The sequence below is a fragment of the Listeria immobilis genome, assembly GCF_014322765.1.
Classification (GTDB): domain Bacteria; phylum Bacillota; class Bacilli; order Lactobacillales; family Listeriaceae; genus Listeria; species Listeria immobilis.
Genome location: NZ_JAASTZ010000011.1, coordinates 74,708 through 97,158 on the forward strand (window position 1 = coordinate 74,708; position 22,451 = coordinate 97,158).

24 protein-coding genes are annotated in these 22,451 nt (G+C 35.4%); 1 reads left to right on the forward strand and 23 read right to left on the reverse strand.

Features of this window, described 5'->3' with window-relative positions; genetic code table 11:
• Positions 1 to 9: 9 nt before the first annotated feature.
• The 11 genes from HCJ50_RS09795 to lepA form a co-directional block, all read right to left on the reverse strand.
• Entirely contained in the window at positions 10 to 969 is a 960-nt protein-coding gene (locus HCJ50_RS09795; protein WP_185348894.1) for a PhoH family protein, read from the reverse strand.
• Between the two features lie 187 nt (positions 970 to 1,156).
• Positions 1,157 to 1,603, reverse strand: coding sequence for a GatB/YqeY domain-containing protein (locus tag HCJ50_RS09800; RefSeq protein ID WP_185348896.1), 447 nt, complete (start codon positions 1,601 to 1,603; stop codon positions 1,157 to 1,159).
• 19 nt (positions 1,604 to 1,622) lie between these two features.
• Positions 1,623 to 1,796: a 30S ribosomal protein S21 gene (gene rpsU, locus HCJ50_RS09805; RefSeq protein ID WP_003719762.1), complete on the reverse strand. Its 174-nt coding sequence runs from the start codon at positions 1,794 to 1,796 to the stop codon at positions 1,623 to 1,625.
• 197 nt (positions 1,797 to 1,993) lie between these two features.
• On the reverse strand, positions 1,994 to 2,761 hold the full coding sequence (locus tag HCJ50_RS09810; protein WP_185395664.1) for a 16S rRNA (uracil(1498)-N(3))-methyltransferase: 768 nt from the start codon (positions 2,759 to 2,761) through the stop codon (positions 1,994 to 1,996).
• On the reverse strand, positions 2,762 to 3,706 hold the full coding sequence (gene prmA, locus HCJ50_RS09815) for a 50S ribosomal protein L11 methyltransferase (protein WP_185348900.1): 945 nt from the start codon (positions 3,704 to 3,706) through the stop codon (positions 2,762 to 2,764).
• Between the two features lie 72 nt (positions 3,707 to 3,778).
• On the reverse strand, positions 3,779 to 4,906 hold the full coding sequence (gene dnaJ, locus HCJ50_RS09820) for a molecular chaperone DnaJ (protein WP_185348902.1): 1,128 nt from the start codon (positions 4,904 to 4,906) through the stop codon (positions 3,779 to 3,781).
• Positions 4,907 to 5,047: 141 nt separating this feature from the next.
• Positions 5,048 to 6,889 (reverse strand): molecular chaperone DnaK, encoded by a 1,842-nt coding sequence (gene dnaK / locus HCJ50_RS09825; RefSeq protein ID WP_185348904.1) that lies wholly within the window; start codon positions 6,887 to 6,889, stop codon positions 5,048 to 5,050.
• Positions 6,890 to 6,921: 32 nt separating this feature from the next.
• Positions 6,922 to 7,497 (reverse strand): nucleotide exchange factor GrpE, encoded by a 576-nt coding sequence (grpE, locus tag HCJ50_RS09830; RefSeq protein ID WP_185348906.1) that lies wholly within the window; start codon positions 7,495 to 7,497, stop codon positions 6,922 to 6,924.
• Between the two features lie 41 nt (positions 7,498 to 7,538).
• Positions 7,539 to 8,576 (reverse strand): heat-inducible transcriptional repressor HrcA, encoded by a 1,038-nt coding sequence (gene hrcA / locus HCJ50_RS09835; protein WP_185348908.1) that lies wholly within the window; start codon positions 8,574 to 8,576, stop codon positions 7,539 to 7,541.
• Between the two features lie 146 nt (positions 8,577 to 8,722).
• Positions 8,723 to 9,880 carry a radical SAM family heme chaperone HemW gene (hemW, locus tag HCJ50_RS09840; protein WP_185348910.1) on the reverse strand — a complete coding sequence of 386 codons (1,158 nt, stop codon included), beginning with the start codon at positions 9,878 to 9,880 and terminating at the stop codon, positions 8,723 to 8,725.
• 207 nt (positions 9,881 to 10,087) lie between these two features.
• Entirely contained in the window at positions 10,088 to 11,914 is a 1,827-nt protein-coding gene (lepA, locus tag HCJ50_RS09845) for a translation elongation factor 4 (protein ID WP_185348912.1), read from the reverse strand.
• Between the two features lie 244 nt (positions 11,915 to 12,158).
• Between lepA and rpsT the strand changes: the two genes are divergently transcribed.
• Entirely contained in the window at positions 12,159 to 12,413 is a 255-nt protein-coding gene (gene rpsT / locus HCJ50_RS09850; protein ID WP_003726526.1) for a 30S ribosomal protein S20, read from the forward strand.
• Positions 12,414 to 12,498: 85 nt separating this feature from the next.
• Here rpsT and holA read toward each other — a convergent pair whose 3' ends face one another.
• The 12 genes from holA to HCJ50_RS09910 form a co-directional block, all read right to left on the reverse strand.
• The gene (gene holA / locus HCJ50_RS09855; protein ID WP_185395663.1) at positions 12,499 to 13,530 is read right to left on the reverse strand and encodes a DNA polymerase III subunit delta; all 1,032 of its coding nucleotides are present in this window, start codon (positions 13,528 to 13,530) and stop codon (positions 12,499 to 12,501) included.
• A 133-nt stretch (positions 13,531 to 13,663) separates the two neighbouring features.
• Entirely contained in the window at positions 13,664 to 15,886 is a 2,223-nt protein-coding gene (locus HCJ50_RS09860; RefSeq protein WP_311769593.1) for a DNA internalization-related competence protein ComEC/Rec2, read from the reverse strand.
• A gap of 33 nt (positions 15,887 to 15,919) precedes the next feature.
• The gene (locus HCJ50_RS09865) at positions 15,920 to 16,480 is read right to left on the reverse strand and encodes a ComE operon protein 2 (RefSeq protein ID WP_185349339.1); all 561 of its coding nucleotides are present in this window, start codon (positions 16,478 to 16,480) and stop codon (positions 15,920 to 15,922) included.
• A gap of 71 nt (positions 16,481 to 16,551) precedes the next feature.
• A complete protein-coding gene (locus HCJ50_RS09870) occupies positions 16,552 to 17,157 on the reverse strand; it encodes a helix-hairpin-helix domain-containing protein (RefSeq protein WP_185381130.1) in 606 nt (201 codons plus the stop codon).
• 103 nt (positions 17,158 to 17,260) lie between these two features.
• Positions 17,261 to 17,992 carry a class I SAM-dependent DNA methyltransferase gene (locus tag HCJ50_RS09875; protein WP_185349343.1) on the reverse strand — a complete coding sequence of 244 codons (732 nt, stop codon included), beginning with the start codon at positions 17,990 to 17,992 and terminating at the stop codon, positions 17,261 to 17,263.
• A 59-nt stretch (positions 17,993 to 18,051) separates the two neighbouring features.
• Entirely contained in the window at positions 18,052 to 18,408 is a 357-nt protein-coding gene (gene rsfS / locus HCJ50_RS09880; RefSeq protein ID WP_185349353.1) for a ribosome silencing factor, read from the reverse strand.
• Between the two features lies 1 nt (position 18,409).
• A complete protein-coding gene (gene yqeK, locus HCJ50_RS09885; protein WP_185349355.1) occupies positions 18,410 to 18,988 on the reverse strand; it encodes a bis(5'-nucleosyl)-tetraphosphatase (symmetrical) YqeK in 579 nt (192 codons plus the stop codon).
• Positions 18,975 to 19,541: a nicotinate-nucleotide adenylyltransferase gene (locus tag HCJ50_RS09890; RefSeq protein WP_185349357.1), complete on the reverse strand. Its 567-nt coding sequence runs from the start codon at positions 19,539 to 19,541 to the stop codon at positions 18,975 to 18,977. Before HCJ50_RS09890 ends, yqeK begins: the two co-directional genes overlap by 14 nt.
• A gap of 17 nt (positions 19,542 to 19,558) precedes the next feature.
• Positions 19,559 to 19,849, reverse strand: a complete 291-nt coding sequence (gene yhbY / locus HCJ50_RS09895; protein WP_185349359.1) for a ribosome assembly RNA-binding protein YhbY — start codon at positions 19,847 to 19,849, stop codon at positions 19,559 to 19,561.
• Positions 19,849 to 20,670 carry a shikimate dehydrogenase gene (aroE, locus tag HCJ50_RS09900; protein WP_185349361.1) on the reverse strand — a complete coding sequence of 274 codons (822 nt, stop codon included), beginning with the start codon at positions 20,668 to 20,670 and terminating at the stop codon, positions 19,849 to 19,851. The genes yhbY and aroE overlap by 1 nt, the downstream gene beginning before the upstream one ends.
• Positions 20,671 to 20,689: 19 nt before the next feature.
• On the reverse strand, positions 20,690 to 21,790 hold the full coding sequence (yqeH, locus tag HCJ50_RS09905; RefSeq protein WP_185349363.1) for a ribosome biogenesis GTPase YqeH: 1,101 nt from the start codon (positions 21,788 to 21,790) through the stop codon (positions 20,690 to 20,692).
• Positions 21,787 to 22,308: a YqeG family HAD IIIA-type phosphatase gene (locus HCJ50_RS09910; protein WP_185349364.1), complete on the reverse strand. Its 522-nt coding sequence runs from the start codon at positions 22,306 to 22,308 to the stop codon at positions 21,787 to 21,789. Before HCJ50_RS09910 ends, yqeH begins: the two co-directional genes overlap by 4 nt.
• Between the last annotated feature and the right edge of the window lie 143 nt (positions 22,309 to 22,451).

Sequence of the window (22,451 nt, forward strand, 5' to 3'; positions counted from 1 at the left end):
GTCTCCTCTCTAACTTTGTTTCCCTTCATACGCTTTAATAATTTCAGCAACAAGAGGGTGTCTGACAACATCATGGTGTTCAAAATAAACAAAACCGATATCTTTTACATCTTTTAAGACTTGCTCTGCGTTAACAAGACCACTTGTCGCGCCTCTTGGTAAGTCGATTTGCGTCATATCACCATTAACGATCATTTTAGAATCATAACCAAGTCGAGTTAAAAACATTTTCATTTGAGCGATGGTTGTATTTTGTGCTTCATCAAGAATAACAAAAGCATGATCAAGGGTACGACCTCTCATATAAGCTAGAGGAGCGATTTCAATGACGCCTCTATCCATTAATCGTGTTGTATGTTCTGTGCCAAAAATATCGTATAACGCATCATATACAGGCCGTAAATAAGGATCTACTTTTTCTTTTAAATCACCTGGTAAAAATCCTAAACTTTCGCCGGCTTCAACAGCAGGTCTAGTTAATATAATTTTGCTGACATTTCCTTTTTTCCAAGCATCTACAGCCATAACAACAGCTAAATAGGTTTTCCCAGTCCCAGCTGGCCCGACTCCGAACACAATATCATGTTTTTTTATCATTTGAATATACGTTCTTTGGCCAAATGTTTTTGGTCTAATCGGTGTTCCTTTTGCATTTTTAGTAATTTCTTCTTCAAATAATGTATGGAAATATATCAGTGTTCCATTTTTTTGCATTTTTACAGCTTGCGCAATATCACGTCCATCAATATGAATGCCCCGTTTCACTGTTAAGATTAATTCTTCTAAAACTGCTGTTGTGTGTTGGACTGCTTCTTCATCACCGGTAATTGACAGGGCTTCCCCTCGTGTAATAATTTTTACTTGAAGTAATTCTTCTAAAAGTTCTATATTCTTATTGTTAGTGCCGAATAAATCTTGGATATTAGTATCATCTGTTAATTCGACTATTTCATTAAATTCATTTAGCATTGGCTAACCCCTTCACCTGTTATAAGTGCCTTGTTTAGTTACATTATACACGAAACTTACGTAGTTGAAAAACGAAGCGATGATAATAAACGAATTCTTCATAAAAACAAATACAAAAAAACAGGAATCCCTCGTAAAATACGAAGGTATCCTGTTTTTTTACGTTTCAAAACTAGATTGAATTAGTTTATGAAAGATATTTTTTTACGAATTGGTTCACTGCACCACCATCAGCTTTGCCTTTTACTTTAGGCATTATAGCAGACATTACTTTGCCAAAATCAGCTTTAGTAGATGCGCCAACTTCATCGATCGTTGCTTTCACAATATTCTCAAGCTCTTCAGGAGTCAATTGTTTTGGCGCGTAGTCCTTAACAATGACAATCTCGGAACGGACTTTATCAGAAAGGTCGTCACGTCCAGCTTTTTCAAATTCAGACAGAGAATCTCTGCGTTGTTTGAGTTCGCGGGAAATAACGGTTACTTCATCATCCGAAGTAAGATCTTTCACACCTTGGTGAATTGCTTCGTTTTGTAAAGCTGCTTTCAACATGCGAATAACAGAAAGTTTTTCTTTCTCTTTATCGCGCATCGCTTGCTTCATATCTTCATTTAACTTGTCAAGCAGTGTCAACGAAATCATCGCCTTTTAATTAGAATTTGCGTTTTCTTGCTGCTTCGGATTTTTTCTTACGTTTTACGCTTGGTTTTTCATAAAATTCGCGCTTTCTGGATTCTTGCAAAGTTCCACTTTTGGAAACAGTACGTTTAAAGCGACGAAGAGCATCTTCAAGCGATTCGTTTTTACGAACTACTGTTTTTGACATCTCTCTTTCCCTCCCTCCGGCACTTACATGCACTCACTTAAATCCTTCATTTAAGTTCCAGAATAGGACATAACGGAAAATAAATTATGAATTATTCTGAAGTAATGCAGATAAGCATTCACTCATTAAAAATTATATACGAAACATCGGGCATCGTCAACATGAAATCGTTAACTTTCGCATAAAACTTTGAAATGTTAGCTGTTTTTATTTTTTGATAAATCAAAATAGAATGATGCTGCTGATAAAACATAAAGCGGAGCGGTTTCTGTTCTTAAAATTCTTGGTCCAAGTCCAGCAAGTTTTATGTTTATTTGTTGCATTAATTGTAGTTCTTTTTCGCTAATACCGCCTTCTGGTCCAAAAATACACAAAACTGACTGTCCGGGTTGGATTGTTTGAAACAGATGAAAGAGCGTGCTATCCTCGCCTTCTCTAGCACTTTCTTCATATGCTGCGATAACATAGTCGTAATCAGCATGCAAAGTTATTAAATCTTTCAAACTCGCTGCATACTGAACTTGTGGGATTAATGTACGGTGTGATTGTTCCGCTGCTTCTTGAGAAATTTTTTGAAGACGCTCTACTTTTTTGACGACTTTTTTTTCGTCCCATTTTACTACAGAACGTTCTGCTTTAAAAGGGACAAATTTGTGTGCTCCAAGTTCTGTGCTTTTTTGGATGATGAGTTCGAGTTTATCACCTTTTGGCAACCCGCTTGCAATCGTGATTTTAATAGGTAATTCTGTATCTTCAGTCAACCATTTGACTAGGCTTAATAACACTTCATCCTCATTAATAGCTGTGATAGCAGCAATACAAGTTTTTTTGCTAGGAAAAACGATAAATACTTGGTCGGATACTTTCATTCGCATAACTCTTGTAATATGATGAAAATTTTCTCCTGCTATACTTAATGTGTCATGGTCATTTTCCAACTCATTTGCTACGAAATAACGCTGCATTTATTCCACTCCTCGTTTGGAAATAATCGCAACCCAGTCCCCTTGTTGCTCGATTTTTTCGATAATCAGTCCAGCGTTTTTTAATGCTGCTTCTACTACTTCTGCTTTTTCTTTAATAATTCCGGAAGCGATAAAAATCCCACCAGGTTTAAGTGCCATATATACGTCTTCAGTGAAAAGTAAAATGACTTCAGCTAAAATGTTAGCGACAACAATATCGACATTTGTTTTATTGATATCTTGGAGAAGGTTATTTTGTTTCACTGTAATAATATGTTCTGTTTTATTTAAACGAATATTTTCTTCCGCTGAGCGAGTTGCAATTTCATCCAGATCTGTTGCTAAAATTGACTTTGCGCCCAGTTTAGCGCTAGCAATACTTAACACGCCAGAACCTGTTCCTACATCAATAATGACATCATCTGGCTGCATATAATCACTCAAAGCACGGATACAAAGTTGGGTTGTCGGATGAGTCCCTGTACCAAATGCCATTCCCGGGTCTAATTCAATAATTAGCTCATTTTCAGAAGGTGTATAGGATTCCCAACTAGGTACAATTGTAATTCTATCTGTAATTTGAACGGGATGGTAATATTTCTTCCAGGCAGTAGCCCAATCTTCATCATTTACATCATTTACTACGAATTGGAACTTCCCAAGTGGAATATCAAATGAAGTTAAATTTCTAAGCGTTTTTTCGATTTCTGGGATTTGCTCTACGAATTCTGTCGTTTTTAAAAAATAAGCTTTAATAATAACGCCATCTTCTGGATAATCTTCTCGTTTTAATGCATAGATTTCACCGAATTTATCTTCTCGTTCACGCAAAAAATCAGCTATATCTTCAATGGATACTCCTGCCGCTCCATATTCAGTAAGGACATTTGCAACAGGTTCTACTGCTTCGTTTGTTGTATGAACTTCGACTTCTGACCATTCCATTTTTTAACACTCCTTTAGTATGTAGAAAAGGTCGATGGTTGCTTTTCACACAACTATCGACCTCACCGTTCATCAATCGCCTTTAAAAGCTCGTTTCATTTTGTCAAAAAATCCGGATGTTTGCTCATCTACTTTATCTCCAGTAGTGGAAGCAAAGTCACGTAGAATTTCTTTTTGTTTATCGTCTAATTTTTTTGGAACGATTACTTTGACAATGACATGTTGATCGCCAGTACCATTACCACGAAGATGTGGAACACCTTTACCACGCAGGCGGAAAGTCGTTCCCGTTTGTGTACCATTAGGGATTTTCAAACGAACTTTTCCGTGAACAGTAGGTACATCAATCTCATCGCCTAATGTAGCCTGTACAAATGTAATTGGTACTTCTACATAAATATCATCTGCTTCTCGTTCGAAAAATTCATCTGGAATGACCACAAATACAACATATAGGTCGCCACTTGGTCCACCGTTAATGCCAGCTTCACCTTCACCAGATACGCGCATTTGTTGGCCGTCATTCACACCAGCTGGAACTTTAACTTTAATTTTCTTCGTTTTAGTTACACGGCCTTTACCGTGACATGTGGAACATTTTTCTTTAATTTCTTTTCCTGTACCATTACAGTATTGACATGTACGTTTGTTTACTACGCGGCCAAATGGGGTATTTTGTTCAACATTGATAGAACCTTTCCCACCACAATGGCTACATTTTTCTGGTGAAGTACCAGGTTTTGCGCCAGAACCATGACAAGTATCACAATTTTCTTCGCGAGGGATTTCGATTTCTGCATCTTTACCAAAAATAGCTTCTTTGAATTTAAGACGCATTGTATATTGCAAATCGCTACCTTGTCTAGGTGCGTTAGGATCTTGTTGTCGCCCTCCACCACCAAAGAACGTATCAAAAATATCTTCAAATCCAGAGAATCCACCACTGCTATAACCACCAGCGCCACCGCCAAAACCTTGATTTGGATCTACATGACCATATTGATCATATTGCGCGCGTTTTTGGGTGTCACTTAAAACTTCATAGGCTTCAGATATTTCTTTAAATTTTTCATCGGCTCCTGCTTCTTTATTTATGTCCGGATGATACTGTTTGGACAGTTTCCGGTAAGCTTTTTTTATTTCGTCCGCTGAGGCGCTTTTGGAAACACCAAGCACTTCATAATAATCTCGTTTTGCCATCCGCCATCACTCCTGTCCATAATATATTTTATAGTCCTAACGTATTGTAACATTTGAAAGAGATGTTGTAAAAACTTTATTTCAGATAAAAAGCCAAAGCCACAGTAGACTTTGACTCATTATCCTTAGCTTTTTTTATTATTATTTGTTTTCTTTATCGTCGTCATTTACTTCTTCAAATTCAGCATCTACTACATCGTCATTTTGAGGAGCTTCTTGTCCTTCTGCACCAGCAGTTGCTTGTTGTTCTGCTGCAGCTTGTTCGTACAATTTAACAGATAGATTTTGAACGATTTCGTTTAAGCTGTCTGTTTTTTCTTTAATTACATCGAAATCTTCCCCTTTAAGGGCTTCTTGTAGTTCATCGCGAGCTGCTTCTGCTTTTTTCACTTCTTCTTCGTCTACTTTGCCTTCTAGTTCTTTCAATGTTTTATCTACAGTGAATACTAATTGGTCAGCATTGTTACGAAGTTCTGCATTTTCTTTGTTCTTTTTATCTTCTTCTGCATTTGCTTCTGCATCTTGAACCATTTTTTCGATTTCTTCGTCTGTTAAACCTGAAGAAGATTTAATAACGATATTTTGTTCTTTACCAGTTCCAAGGTCTTTCGCACGAACTGTTACGATACCATTTTTATCAATATCAAAGGATACTTCAATTTGTGGAATTCCACGTGGTGCTGCTGGAATATCTGCTAATTGGAAGCGACCTAATGTTTTATTATCTTTCGCCATTGGACGTTCACCTTGAAGCACATGGATATCTACGGCTGGTTGATTATCAGCTGCTGTAGAGAATGTTTGTGATTTAGATGTTGGAATAGTTGTATTACGTTCGATAAGTGTAGTCATCACACCACCCATTGTTTCAATACCAAGAGATAATGGAGTTACATCAAGTAGGACAACATCTTTTACATCACCAGTGATTACGCCACCTTGAATTGCTGCACCCATTGCTACAACTTCATCCGGGTTTACACCTTTATGAGGTTCTTTGCCTAATTCTTTTTTGATTGTTTCTTGAACTGCAGGAATACGAGTAGATCCACCAACTAAAATTACTTGGTCAATATCGCTTGCAGAAAGGTTTGCATCTTTTAACGCTTGACGAGTTGGTGCGATAGTACGCTCTACTAAGTCATGTGTTAATTCATCAAATTTAGCACGAGTAAGGGTTACTTCTAAGTGAAGTGGACCGGCTTCTCCAGCTGTAATAAATGGTAAGGAAATTTGTGTGCTTGTCACGCCAGAAAGATCTTTTTTCGCTTTTTCAGCAGCATCTTTCAAACGTTGTAGCGCCATTTTATCTTGGCTTAAATCAATGCCATTATCTTTTTTAAATTCAGCAACTAGATAGTCGATGATTTTTTTATCAAAGTCATCTCCACCTAATTCATTGTCACCAGCAGTGGAATGTACTTCGAATACGCCATCACCTAGTTCTAAGATAGATACGTCAAATGTACCACCACCAAGGTCAAATACAAGGATTGTTTGGTCTGTTTCTGTTTTATCCATACCATAAGCAAGTGCTGCTGCTGTAGGTTCGTTAATAATACGCTCTACTTCAAGTCCAGCAATTTTACCAGCATCTTTTGTTGCTTGACGTTGTGCATCGTTAAAATAAGCAGGAACAGTAATAACAGCTTTATCTACTGTTTCACCAAGATAATCTTCTGCATAACTTTTTAGGTATTGAAGGATAATGGCGCTAATTTCTTGTGGAGAATAGTCTTTTCCTTCAATTGTTTCTTTATAATTGGTACCCATGTGGCGTTTGATGGAACTTACTGTATTAGGATTTGTAATAGCAGCACGTTTCGCTACTTCCCCTACTTGACGTTCGCCATTTTTAAAGCCTAAAACAGAAGGAGTAGTACGTGCGCCTTCTGGATTTGTAATGATTTTTGCTTCTCCGCCTTCTAATACTGCTACTGCAGAGTTTGTTGTACCTAAGTCAATTCCGATAATTTTACTCATTGTTATTTCCTCCTGTGAATTTAGTAAGATTTTTATTGGTTTACTTTTACCATGGATGGGCGAATTACCCGATCTTTTAATTTGTAGCCTTTTTGAAGTTCAGCAGTAATTTCATTGCTCGCTGCACTTTCATCGCTATCTTGCATAACTGCTTGATGGAAATTAGGGTCAAATTGCTCCCCAATAGCAGAAATACTTTCAATACCTTCTTTTTCAAAAGCGACAAGGATTTGGTTGTACACCATTTCCATCCCTTTTAAAATTTGTTTTACTTCTTCATGCTCAACGTCTGTTTGAAGTGCTTTTTCAAAACTATCAAGCGCAGGAAGTAAATCTTGGGCTAGACTTTGTGACCGATATTTTTGCTTAGCATCAAGCTCAGCAGTATGTCTTTTTTTGACATTTTCAAAATCGGCTTGCGTTCGCAAATAACGATTTTCCATTTCATCTAGCTTGTTTTCAAGTTCTAACATTTTTGCTTGATCTTCAGTTAAAGATTCTTCTTTCACTTCTTCTTCGGTTGAATTGTCTGATTCATTCAAAACATTTAATTCTTCTTGTTCGATTTCCTCAGCAAGTTTTTCTTTTTTGCTTTTTTTCTCAGACACATTTGCCACCTCCTGAAAAAACAGTTGCTTTTTCAGCCTTTCTATTTTTGGTTATCACGATAAAGTTTCGTTAACACATCGGTTAAATCTCGACTCATTACATCAACTAATCCCATCATGCGGCTGTATTCCATTCTCGTTGGACCTAGGAGAACAATACCACCAACACGTTCCCCAGCGATATTGTAAGTTGCTGTAATGATACTACAATCTTCCATTAGACTATTATTGTTTTCTCGCCCAATTTTCACTTGTAAGCCATCCGGGATATCTCTGAACAGCTCATAAACATCTTGTTCTTCTTCCATCAAACTAAGCATTTCACGGACCTTATTAATATCATGAAATTCCGGCTGATTGAAAATGTTTGTTTTTCCACCAATATACACTTTTTGTTGACTTGCTTGAGCGAAAGAATCGGAAAAAACATGCATAAAACTTTCATAATTTCTAACGTGTTTTTCGAGTAATTCTTTCACTTCCATTGGTATTTGTACTTTTAAATCCTCCAGCGATAACCCAACTAATCGTTCATTTAGAATATTAACCATGCGCTCAATATCCGAAAGTGTTGTCCCTTCTGGAATGGTAACAAGATGGTTATCTACATGCCCTTGATCAGTGATTAAAATAAGCATTGCTTGAAAATGATTGATTGGTACAAATCTAAAGCCACTTAAATGATTTTTTGTTGCTTCTGGTCCAAGCAAAATGGATGTGTAATTGGTTAAATCAGATAGCATTGAAGCCGAATTTTGAATTAGCCCTTCCATTTCGTAATAGTTTTCTGAAAAGAAGGAACGAATCATTTGCCTGTCTGATTTATCTAGTTTTTTAGGCTTTAGTAGATAATCGACATAAAAGCGATAACCTTTTTCTGAGGGAACGCGTCCTGAGGAAGAATGGGTTTTTTCAATAAAACCATATTCTTCTAAAACGCCCATCTCATTTCGTATTGTAGCTGAACTGTAAGGTAAAGCTTTCTCTTTCAGCAGATTTTTCGAACCAACCGGCTGAATGGTCCAAGTGAAATGATCGATGATGGCACGGAAAATCAAAAGTTGTCTTTCAGTTAACATATCTATCACCTCTTTTAGCACTCAATAAGGTCAAGTGCTAAATACAAGTATAAATTTACCAAACAATTCCAGCTTAGTCAACCGAAAACACTCGATTTCAGACTAAAGTAGGATTGTTTGGTCAAAAAAGGTCAAATGGTGCGGTTTTAGAGAAATTCTTGAAAAACATTATTCCCTAAAAATCGTCCATTTCTCGTAAGCGCCACATTTTCTCTGTTATTTTCTAGCCAGCCTTTTTCCATTGTTTTTTGAATTGCTTTTGGAAAAATAGTTTCTAAATCTTGGCCAAATTTTTGGTAAAAAGCCATTTTGTCGACACCACGTACTTTTCTAAGCCCTAAAAACATTTCTTCTTCCATTTTTTCTTTTAATGTTAGTTCTTTTTGTTGAAAAATGGGTAGCTTGTTTTCTTGTAGTGGCTCCATATATTTTTTTATTGGACCAAAGTTGCTATAACGGGTATTTCCAATATAGCCATGTGCTCCTGCTCCAAAACCATAGTAATGTTCATTGCTCCAGTAAGTAATATTATGTTTACTCTGGAAACCTTCTTTGGCAAAATTACTAATTTCATATTGTTTTCGACCATGTTTTTCCATTTCATTTAAGAGTAAATCATACATATTTGCCTCGGCATCCTGTCCCGGAAGGAAAAGTTTCCCTTTTTGCATTAAATTATAAAAGATTGTTTTTGGTTCAATAATGAGTGAGTACGCGGAATAATGCGGCAAATCGAGTGCCAAAGCTTGATTTAAAGTGTCTTTGAAATCTGCTTCGGTTTGTCCTGGTAAACTAAAAATCAAATCAATGCTAACATTTTCAAATCCGACTGTGCGCATATTTTCTACGGATTGGTAGACATCTTTTACAGTGTGAATTCGGCCGATTTTTTTAAGTAATTCATTATTAAAACTTTGTACTCCCATGCTGATTCGATTAACACCATAATCTTTCATCGTTTGTAACTTACTAATCGAAAGGTCCCCTGGATTCGCTTCAAAGGAAAATTCTGCTCCTTCCTTTAATGAGAAAATTTCTTGAACTGCTGTACAAAGTTTGGCAATTTGCGATTCGTTTAATGTAGTAGGCGTTCCCCCACCAACAAAAACGGTATCTACTGGCTCAACACCCGTTTTATTCGCAGTTAATTTCATTTCTTTTATAAGTAAATTAACGTATTCGTCGACCGGTTGTCCTTCAAGGAATACTTTATTAAAATCACAGTAATAGCAAATATGTTCGCAAAATGGAATATGAATATAGATTGCAGACGAACTATTACTTGATTGGTTTTCGTTTATCATTATTATCAATTCCTTTAAAATTAAAATCCAGCTAGTTTTATTAAAATACTAGCGCCAATGTTCCATAGACAGTTTACCATATTTTCGTTTTTTTATGTGTAGACCAAACCAAGCGGCATGGGCTTTTTTTGAAATAGCAGCGAGTCTCTATATTAAAAGGGTTGTGTCTTGAGGCATGAAGCCCAAAACGCAACCCTTCATTCTTTATTATTTGGTTTCGTCCATTTTTAGAATTGCCATAAATGCTTCTTGCGGAACTTCAACGGAACCGATTTGTTTCATTCGTTTTTTACCTTCTTTTTGTTTTTCAAGAAGTTTTCGTTTACGTGAAACATCGCCACCATAACATTTTGCAAGTACGTTTTTACGGAGTGCTTTGATAGTGGAACGAGAAACTATTTTTGTTGCAATTGCTGCTTGAATAGGCACTTCAAACTGCTGTCTTGGGATAAGTTCTTTTAATTTCTCTACGATAATTTTCCCACGTTCGTAGGCAAAATCACGGTGAACAATGAAACTTAATGCATCAACTTTTTCAGCATTTAGAAGAATATCCATTTTTACAAGTTTGGATGCTTTATAGCCAATTAACTCATAATCAAAGGAAGCATAACCCTTGGTAGAAGATTTTAATTGATCAAAAAAGTCATATACAATTTCAGATAATGGGATTTCATAAACAATGCTAACTCGAATGTCGTCTAAGTATTCCATTGTAATAAAATTACCGCGTTTGTTTTGTGCGAGTTCCATAACCGCGCCAACATAATCATTAGGTACCATGACAGTGGCTTTTACATATGGTTCTTCTACGCTTTCAATGACACCAGGTTCAGGCATTTCAGCAGGATTATCCACAATGATATTCGAGCCATCAGTTAGGTTCACATGATAAATAACACTTGGCGCAGTTGTGATTAAATCGATATTAAACTCGCGCTCGATTCGTTCTTGAATGATTTCCATATGAAGTAATCCTAAGAAACCACAACGGAATCCAAATCCTAAAGCTTGAGAAGTCTCTGCTTCAAATTGTAAAGCGGAGTCATTCAATTCTAGTTTTTCAAGTGCATCACGAAGATCGTTGTATTTAGATGAATCTATTGGATAAAGACCACAATAAACCATTGGATTGAGCTTGCGGTAACCATCTAACGCTTCTTCTGCCGGATTATTAGCAAGTGTAATTGTATCACCAACACGCGTATCACCAACATTCTTGATAGCGGCAGTTAAATAACCAACATCTCCAACTAATAATGCATCTTGTGGTGTAGCTTTCGGTGAAAAGACACCCACTTCTGTTACTTCAAATTCTTTCCCATTAGACATCATTCTGATTCTATCGCCGGCTTTTACGACACCATCCACAATTCGAATGTTAGCAATAACTCCACGATACGCATCAAATACAGAGTCAAAAATGAGAGCTTTTAATGGTTTAGAGACATCTCCTGTTGGTTCTGGAACTTTTTCTACAATTTGCTCTAAAATATCTTCAATCCCAATACCAGATTTTGCAGATGCTAATACCGCTTCAGATGCATCGAGACCGATAACATCTTCAATTTCTTCACGAACTCTTTCTGGATCTGCAGCAGGCAAATCAATTTTATTAATGACTGGTAAAATTTCTAAGTCATTGTCTAGCGCTAAATAAACATTTGCCAGTGTTTGCGCTTCAATCCCCTGTGCAGCATCTACAACGAGGATAGCACCTTCGCAAGCAGCTAAACTTCGAGATACTTCATACGTAAAATCGACATGCCCTGGCGTATCAATCAAATGGAAGATATATGTCTCCCCGTCTTTTGCTTTATATTTTAATTGTACAGCATTTAATTTTATGGTTATCCCACGTTCACGTTCTAAATCCATCGAATCTAGTAGCTGATTTTTCATTTCACGATGCGTCAATGCACCCGTTTTTTCAAGAATCCGATCAGCGAGTGTAGATTTACCATGATCTATATGCGCGATAATCGAAAAATTTCTAATTTTCTTTTGTCTTGCATTCATTTCTTCTTTATTCATTTCCCCAGCTCCTGATTAGAACTCATCGCATAAATCCGATGGCAAGCTATCCTTGATTATATCAGTAGAATGCTTAACATTCAATGACTTCTTTATTAATTATAGATAAATTTAAAATTAAATGGAAAGTATTATTGCAATATGGCTGTGATTTCGGTATAATAGCATTTGTTCTGATATATTTTAAAAAGGTATGTTATATGAAATAAATACTACCTCATTAGTTTGGACGGAGGTGAATGGAATGCCAAATATTAAATCTGCAATTAAACGTGTAAAAACTGCTGAAACTCGCAACAGCCGTAATGCATCTCAACGTTCTGCAATGCGTACTGCTATCAAAAAATTTGATGAAGCAGCTGCAAACAACGCGGACAACGCGAAAGATCTTTACGTAGAAGCTTCAAAGAAATTAGATAGCGCTGTGAGCAAAGGATTGATTCACAAAAACAATGCTGCTCGCAACAAATCTCGCTTAGCTGCTAAATTAGCTAAATAATACCGATATCGGTATAAAACATCACACCTTGTGTGGTGTTTTTTGTTTGTAAAATAAGCTTTGTCTGTGGAGACAAAGCTTATTTTTATACCATTTTTTGTCGATTATCTTGTAATTCAAATAAAAACCATTCTAGTTTCTGTTCTTTATCACCAAAACCAGTTTTCATTTCATAGTCTATTTCAGCTAATCGTTTTAATGCTTGCTTTAGTTGCGTTTCCGAAAAATTCTTTGCTTGTTTGGATGCCAATTTTACTCGAAATGGATGCACTTTTAACTTAGTTGCTGCTTGTTGTTGTGAATATCCTTGCTGTTCAAGTAATTTTAGTTGGTTTAACAATCTAAACTGACTTGAAATTAGTGCGAGAATTTTGATTGGTTCTTCTTTTTGTTTTAATAAATCATAATAAATTCGAAGTGCACCAGCGATATCCATTGCAATCATTTTATCTAACAATAAAAAGATATTTTGTTCTAGTGATCGGACTACTAAAGATTCAACATCTTGAATCATAATTTCTTTCGTTTCAAAACAAAATAACATTAATTTTTGTAATTCATTCATCGCTGTCGTAAGTTGTCCGCTTGTTAATTCAATAAGCCGAGTAATTGCTACTTGGGACATTTGCATTTGGTTTTCACTTAATTTGCTTTCAATCCACTTCTTTAGTTCATTTTCACTTGGTCTTTTAGCTTCAATTACTGTGGCAGTTTTTTTAAGGAGTTTAGTCAGTTTTTTGCGTTCATCTAATTTCTCCACTCGCGCCACAAAACAAAGTACGGAATAGTCCACTGGTTCTTTTAAATATGCTTCTAATTTAGCAATATCATGCTCGACTTTATTTTTACTTTTTTCTGATGTTAAAAAAATCGGATTGTTTGCCATTACTAAGCGTTTATCTCCAAAAAATGGCATGCTTTCTGCTTCTTGAACAACTGCTTCTATCGGCATTTCTTCTAAATCAAGATTAGCATAATTAAATTCTACATCTTCTCCATCTAAAATATTATCTATTAAAAGTTGTTTTGTTTCGTTAATAATATAATCTTCCGTACCAATGATTAAATAAACAGGGGCTATTTTTTTGGAACGAATCTGTTTCCATTCTGGCAGCATCATTTTCGCCTCATTTCACTCTTAGTTACCTTTCTATGGTAAAACATGGAATAAGAGATAGCAAGTTTTATTTCTGCATTTTTTAACGACCAATCAAGCAAACCGGAAAGATAATAGTCTTAATTTGTACTTTTTATTTAAGCACAGTTTTAAAACCTTTTCCAAATGTATACGTTATTTCTCCTTGTAAATCTGTTCGGATAATTGTTGCACCTGCTTCTTGTAGTGTATTTAGCGTTTCTGTGTGTGGATGCCCAAAACGATTTTGAACTCCACAAGAAATAATAGCAAAAGTTGGTTTTACTTTATCAATGAAACTCTTAGTAGTAGAAGTTTTACTGCCATGGTGCCCTACTTTTAATATATCAGCTTTTATAGGTTGACTTAATAAAACTTCTTCACCACTAGCTTCTATATCTCCTGTAAAAAGCCATACTTTATTGTCTAACTGCGCCTTTATAACAAGTGAATCGTTATTTCCGCCTTCTCCAGCATGCAATGGATAGAGATATTCAAACGTACTATCACCAATTTGCCAATTCATACCTGCTAATACAGTGGTTTGTTTCACTTTTGGCATAGCTTTTAATGTGTCTTTCATTATTGTTTTCTTGTCAGCCCCTTTGGCAAACACTAGTTCTTTAATCGCTATGTTTTTTTGTAATTCTTCTAGCCCTTCCATGTGATCTGCATCGCTATGAGTAATAATCACTTTGTCTAGAGTACTAATTCCTTTTGATTTTAGTACTGGTGTCAAAATACTAGATCCAATTGTAAAAGGTTTTCGCCTTTGTGCCCAAGCTTCTTTAGTAAATGGAAGTTGTCCCCCAGTATCAATTAAATAATTACCTTGATTATTTGGTAGTTGAATTAAAACACTGTCTCCTTGGCCGACATCAATAAAACTAATTTTCCCGGTAAGGTTAAAACTTGAGATATAACATAAACATATAAAACAGCTAAAGAGAATTTTGGGGAATGATTTTCTTTGCCAATGATAAAAAAATAATGTTATGACAAGAATAAATAGGCAACATAAGACAGTATTTGGTCTGCCTGTAGTGATAGTTTGTTTTGGAAGCTGCGCAAAAATGTTAGTCAAAAATTCCATTATTTGGATACAGACTGAAAGAATAGTTTCTGGAACTGTAATTAATAAGGGAGAAATAAATGATAACAATAATACTATGAAACAACCTGGCAAAAGAATAATTGTAAATATTGGGACATATAGTAAGTTGAAAAATATACCTACCCAAGAAAAGGAATAAAAATGATACATCATGACAACCGAGGACATCATAGTTGAAATTAAAGATATCGAAAGTGATTGAATTAGTGGATGTTTTTGCTTTTTTAAAATAATAGATGAGGAAATAATGATGCCAAATGATACAGCATAAGAGAGTTGAAAACCAACTTCATAAATAACATAAGGTCGTATAAGAAAAAACAAAATAAAAGAGAGGCTTATAACAGAAAAGGAGCTGCATTTAATAGAAAATTTTTCGGTTAACAATAGTAATCCAGTCATCATTGCAGCACGAATAACCGGCGCATTCATCCCTGTTAATATACTGTAAAATGGCAAAAAAATTAATAGTAGTGTGGCAGTCCGCTCTCGAGTAATACCTATTTTCACTAAAACAAAATAAATTGCTCCAATCAACAAGTTAACATGAAGTCCTGAAATTGCAAGTAAATGTACTACTCCCATTTGTTGATAATCTTCATAAAGTTCTGCTGAAAAACCACTCTTATCTCCAGTGATTAATGCAAGAAAATAGGAATTAATTTTAGGTGAGATATTTGTGTTTATATGTTCTATTAGTTTTAAGCGAATGTTTTTAATGTATAGTAAAAAAGAGGATGATTTATTTTGGGAAATATGGAGTGTTGTCGCTTGTATGGTATAGTTAATTCCTTGTCTATAGAGATATGCTTTATAGTTAAACTGATCTTGGTTACGATTCACTTGAGGTTCTTCTAACGTTCCAACAATTGAAACAAAACTTCCATAAGTGAGCTGTTTTAAATTTTGCTGCTCTTTTTCAGTAAGGATTTTATAGTTTAACTGTAATTTTTCATTATTGCAATAAACAACTGATTGAAAACTATCACCATCCACCTTTAAATCATCTGTTATTTGACAATTTGCTGCAAAATCTAAAGTAGTAAACTGTGAAGTATTTCGACTATCCATAAAATTGAAGTAAAAAGTACTAAAAAGATAAATGAGGATTAAGAAAAGAAGTAGCTTGGATTTCTTTTTAAAAGCAATGATAGCGAGCAAACAGATACACATGGGAACGAAAGAGCCTCCAATGGCTGCACAAATAATAGCTAAAATGATAATAGCCAAATAACGCTCGATAACGTCCCCTCCCTATTAAGTTAATTTTTCTGCGATGTTTTGAAAGAGTAGTTCTGCTTTCTCGGATTCAATATCCGCTTCAATTGCGGCTTCTTTTACTAAAGTATGCATTTTTTCTGAATTCCAATTGTTTATTTGGAGAACAGATTCATCAAATTCTACTTTTTGTAATTCTACACCCGCTAAATCGAATAGTTCTAATGCATAAGGATGATTTTTGTAATCCTCCGCAAAATATACTTTCTTTATACCTGCTTGAATGATCGATTTAGTGCATGCTAGACAAGGAAAATGTGTCACATATAATTCCGCGTTATCTGTTGAAGCACCAAATTTAGCACATTGTAATATTGCATTCATTTCGGCATGAATGGTACGAATACAATGTCCATCCACTACATAACAACCATGTTCAGCACAATGATCTCCGCCAGCTATAGAACCATTATATCCACCAGCGATAATGCGCTTATCTCGAACAATAGTTGCACCTACCATTAACCTTGTACATGTGCTTCGTGATGATATTAAATGACTTTGTGCCATAAAAAACTGATCCCATGCGATTCTTTGCACTCTAAAAACTCCCTTATGATTTGATAAATATTAGTATAGGTGTTCAATAGGAAGTTCGTCAACCACTTTTATTATTTTACATCCAAATATTCTTTTAGTTTTTCTACTGTTTTTTCTCCAATGCCTGTGACCTTTTGTAAATCTTCTATAGTCTGAAATAATCCTTCTTTTTCACGATATTCAATAATGGCTGTCGCTTTTGACGCACCAATCCCCGGAACTTGTTGTAAATCAGTTGTAGTAGCAATGTTGAGATTAATCTTCTCTTCCGTAGCCGTGTTTTGTTGGTTTTGATTTACATTGTCTGCTTCTGCTACTTCTTCTCCTTTTTTATAAACATAAATACTCATTTCATCTTTTAATTTCTCTGCTAAATTCAAATGGGCATTGTTGGCTTCTTCAGTGAGTCCTCCAGCAGTTTTAACAGCATCTTGCACTCTTGCATCTAAAGGAAGCTTATATACGCCAGGAGAACGGACAGCCCCTTTGATATCAATATAAATATATGCTGGCTTTTTTATTTGTTCGTTTTCTGCTTTTGTTTCAGTAGCATCTACTGGAGTTGCGGTTACTTCAGCTATTTCTTCATTCGGTAAAAATAGATAGATAAGCCCAATGCAAATAATAGCGAAACCAATTAACAAATAATTTTTATGTTTTTTCATGTACGTAACCATTAATATCACCATCCTTAATAATAATATTCGCCATGCGCTTCGAAATTCCTTTTTGATCATTAAGAGGAAAAAAGGCAAAAAAAAAGAAAGCAATTAATTAAAATTACTTTCTTGCTACAAAAAAGATTCTTTCACTTGTATCAGTTGGTTTTTCTTGGCTGAAATCTGCATAAACCTCTATTTTTGTAAATTGATATTTTTTTAGAAGTTTTTTATAGGTGGCAATTGGAAAAGTTCGTTCTTTATGTAGTTCGTCTACACGATGATAAGTTTCATCTTCACCTAAGATAAAGAAAGTAAGTTCATGTTCTACTGAATGCGGATATTTTCCAGGAAAAGAATTCCAAATGGTCGAAATTTCTTCTTCGCTATCTCCGTATGAGTAATCTTTGAAACCCGTATCTATTTTATAGACAGAATGAACATCAAATAAAAAAAGGCCATTTGGTTTTAAGTGTGCTGAAACAGCTTGAATTGTATCTTCCAATGCTTTTTCAGTTTCTAAGTAATTAAGTGAATCACAAAAGCAAGTCACCACATCAAAAGTCTGTTTTATGGAAAGTTTAGACATATCTTGCTCTAAAATGGACAATTCTATTTCTGCAGCGGCAATTTTCTCTTTTGCAACAGCGACCATTTCTTTGGAAAAATCTACCCCGGTCACACAATGCCCTAAAAAACTTAAACGAATAGCAAATTCAGCAGTTCCGCATGCAACATCAAGAATATCTTGTGGTTTGTCGCCAATAAAATCAGTAGAAAATTGAACCCATTCATCATAAAGTTCTGAGTCCATTAGTCTATCATAAAATCCTGGGAAATATTCATAACTCATTATACTTTTCTCCTTAAAAAAACAGGCGAGAAAAATTTCCCCGCCCATTTTGTAATTATTTAAGAAACAAACGCAGCAGAAATATCTACAAGCGGTGCATCTCCCCATAGTTTTTCTAGGTTATAGTAAGAGCGCTCTTCTTTGTGGAACACATGGATAATCACATCACCTAGATCGATTAAAATCCACTGTGCTGCATCAAATCCTTCTAAGCGTTTTACATCCACTTTGTTTTCTAGTGCTTTTTCTTTAATTTCACGAGCAATTGCTTGCACTTGTTTGTCCGAATTACCGTGACAGATAACAAAATAATCGGCAAAACTTGATAACCCCTTCATATCTAGTGCTAAAATATCCTCTGCTCTTTTATCGTCTGCTGCCTTTGCGGTCAGCATTAATGTGTCATAACTGTTCAAATTATTGATAGTCTCCTTCCAAATTTAAATTAACAAAATAATTATAAGCATCAAGCGTATCCGGGAAAACGGATTGTTGCTTTTTGATTAAATGCGTGATGGTACTTGATAAAGCAAATAACATTGCTGCATCCAGTGATTTTACTGCCAGCCTACGTGCTTTATATACTCCTGGGAAGGTTCTGCCTGGCTCTATATAATCCGCCAAATAAATTAATTTATCAAAATCAGACATGGACGCACTTCCTGTAGTATGCACACGAATTGCTTCTAGTATTTCGTTATCTGAAATACCAAATTCCGTCTCTGCTAAATAAGCACCAACAGGGGCATGCCATAATGAACGATGAAATGCAAGTAGTCGTGGATCGTAATGTTCGTTTTCGATGATTTTTTTTGCTTCTTCATCTGGATAGTACTTTGCATAATCATGTAATAACGCAGTAATTCTCGCTTTTTCTACATCCATATGATAATGTTCTGCAAGTTCTACAGCTGCTTTTTCTACGCCTAATGTGTGTTTAAAACGTTCACTTGGCATAGCTGCTTCTACTTTTTTTAACATTTCATTTCTTTCCATAAAGTTGATGCTCCTTTATATATGACCAAACTTTTTCTGGTAAAACAGCTTGTGCATTTTCGATATCATTTCGAATTTCTGTAGAAGAAATGGTCATTTCTGGCATAGTAATTTGGAGAACTTTATACGGAACCTCAGTTTGATAACAAGGACGATTAATCCCCACAAATGTCACCATTTTTACTAAGTCATCTATATGATACCACTTTGGCAAATATTCTACCATATCGCCGCCGATAATAAAGTAAAAATCCATATCAGGCTGTTCGCTTATCATATCACGCATTGTATCATACGTATAGGATTTTCCCGCACGTGCTAATTCACGTGCATCCACTTCAAAAGCCTCATGGTCAGCTATCATTAATTCAAGCATTTCTATACGAGCTTGATTTGATGCCATTCCACTAATTTGTTTGTGTGGCGGAATTTTATTTGGTAGAAAAAGAATTTTCTCAAGTCCTAGTTGTTTTTTTGCTTCTTCTGCCATTCGTAAATGCGCTAAATGAGGTGGATCGAATGTACCGCCTAAAATACCGATTTTATGTTTCATGACGCTTTTCCTCCAAATTACGGTAACTTAATTTGTTGTTTGTTAACAGAAGTCTTATAAAGAATAATTGTTCTGCCAATAACTTGGACAATATCTGCACCTGCTCGGCTGCTAATTTTTTCGGCAATAGTTTGTTTATCTTCATCACAATTTTGAAGAATGGATATTTTAATTAATTCTCTTGCTTCAAGCGCTTCTTTTACTTGAACAATCAAGTTTGGCGATACGCTTCCCTTTCCAACTTGGAAAATTGGTTGAATACTATGAGCTTCTTTTCTTAAAAAACGTTTTTGTGTAGCTGTTAACATTAGTTTCCTCCTAATTGTTCGAGTACTGCATCTTTCATCAGTGAACGATTTGGTTTTACGCCAGTCCATATTTCAAAAGCAAGTGCTCCTTGATTAACAAACATCGGTAAACCATTTTGCGTGATTGCTCCGTATTTTTTTGCCTCTTTCAAGAAGGCAGTTTCGGCTGGATTGTAAATAATATCTGAACAAATTGTTCCTTTCGTTAAATTAGCTAACGAAATGGGGCTTTTGTTTTTGGAGGCCTCTAAACCAATCGAAGTTGTTTGGATGATTATCGTAAAATCAGCTAAGTTTTTTTCAGCTTCATCTAGTGTCATTGCTTGATGATTGCTATGATTTTTTGTCATTTCCACCGCTTTTTCTGATGTACGATTGGCAACTGTTATTTTTGCGGTTGTATAATTTTTTAGTGCAAGATAAATAGCTTTACTTGCGCCACCTGCTCCTGTAATTAAAATGGAGTCATTTTCGGTAATCAATCGAATTTCTTCTAAGCCTTCTAGGTATCCTTTGCCATCTGTGTTGAAACCATACCATTTTTTATTTTTTCGAAGGACTGTATTTACTGCACCCGAAGCTGTTGCTAGACTATCAAGCTCATCTAAAAATGGTAAAATCCGCTCTTTAAAAGGAGTGGTTATATTAAATCCAACGACTCCTGAATCCATTAGTCTTGTTATTTCTGTTTCAAAATCAGCTTCTTCTATTAAAACAGAATCATATTTAGCATTCATTCCAAGTTCTTGGAAAATCCGGTTTTGCATAGCTGGCGATAAAGAGTGTCTGATCGGATTTCCGATTACTACATATTTTTCCAAATGACAAGCCTCCTTTATTTTAAACGAGTGATGTCCGGATAGTTGCGCTAACGCCTTCTGGGACCCAAGCAGTAATTTTCGCGCCACCTTCTGGAATCGTTATCCAGCCAAGTCCAGAAAAGACGATATCGGCTTTTTCTTTGACATTAAACGTATATGGAACTAGTTTTGGCAGTGTTTTCATTCCTTCTTCGGTAGGTGGTTGAAGGACTAACCCAGCTTGTTTTTCATATAGTGCATCTGCTTTTTCTAATTTTGTTCGGTGAATTGGCAAGTTGTTTGATACATAGACAACTAGTGATTTTCTGCCACCGGAAACATAATCTAGTCTAGCAAGCGCGCCTAAAAATAGCGTTTGTTCTTCATTTAATTGAAAAACAGCGGGTTTTATTTCTTTTTTAGGTGTGATTGCTTTTAAAGTAGCGGTATCAATGAAATGAGCCATTTGATGATGATTAATAATCCCTGGTGTATCTACTAATTCACTTCCATCCGCAAGTGGAATTTCAATTTTATCAAGTGTTGTTCCTGGGAATTGTGATGTAGTAATTACATTGTTTTCACCAGAAGCTTGTTTAATAATCCGATTAATTAACGTTGATTTTCCAACATTCGTACAACCAACAACGTATACATCTTGCCCATTTCTAAGCTCGTCCATTTTTTCTAATAAGGTATCAAATCCGTGTCCCCGTTCTGCGCTGACTAATACAACATCTGCGGCTGTTAAACCTTGCTCTTTAGCACGTGTTCGCATCCACCGCGTTAATTTATCACGTTTTAATGATTTTGGTAAAACATCTTCTTTATTTCCTACTAATAAAACCGGATTATTTCCAGCAAAACGTGGTAATCCTGGCAACCAACTGCCATCAAAATCAAAAATATCTACTACATAAACAATTAAAGCTTGTTTAGAGCTAATTTGATTTAAAATGCGTAAAAAATCATCATCCGTTAAAGCAACATCTTGAATTTCGTTGTAATGCTTCAACCGAAAACATCTTTTACAAATTACTTGTTCATTATTTAGAGATGATTTTGGCGCGTAACCAATTTCGTTCGGATTTTCGGTTTGAATAACTGCTCCACAACCAATACATCTAATTTCTTCTGTCAAAGTGATTCCTCCCACTTGAGTTTGTTTTTCTTAGCTAATCGTTTCAAAATAATGCTTTCCATCATTCGGTTTAATTTCGTTGCCATACCATCTGTTTGTTTTACTGGACGAACAAAAATAGTAGTTAACTTTTGCCGATTTCCGCCGAATATATCTGTCATAATTTGATCTCCAATCATCACAGTCTCTTCTGGCGTTGCATTCATTTCTTTTAATGCCCAGCGGAAATTACCCCCAAGTGGCTTTTTTGCTCGAGCTAAATAAGGGACATCAATTGCTTTTGCCACACGAGCAACTCGTTCTTCATTATTGTTAGAAAAAATCATCACTTTAATTCCTTCTTCTTTCAATATCGTAAACCAGTTGATTACTTCATCGGTAGCATCTAATTGATCCCATGCGAGCAGTGTATTATCTAAATCAGTTAAGATCGTGGTTTTACCCATTTTCCTAAGTTGTTCTGCTGTTATTCCAAATGGAGTATTCAACATTTTATCTGGTGAGAATTGCTTTAGCACGTATTGGCACCTCATTCTTTTATTTAGTACAGTCTATTCTATCATACATTCAATTAGACTAATAATCTATAAATTTTACCATCTTTCTGTTTATTTTACAAAAAAAGCTGAGAAAAATGGTATAATACCTAAAGAAATGTTAT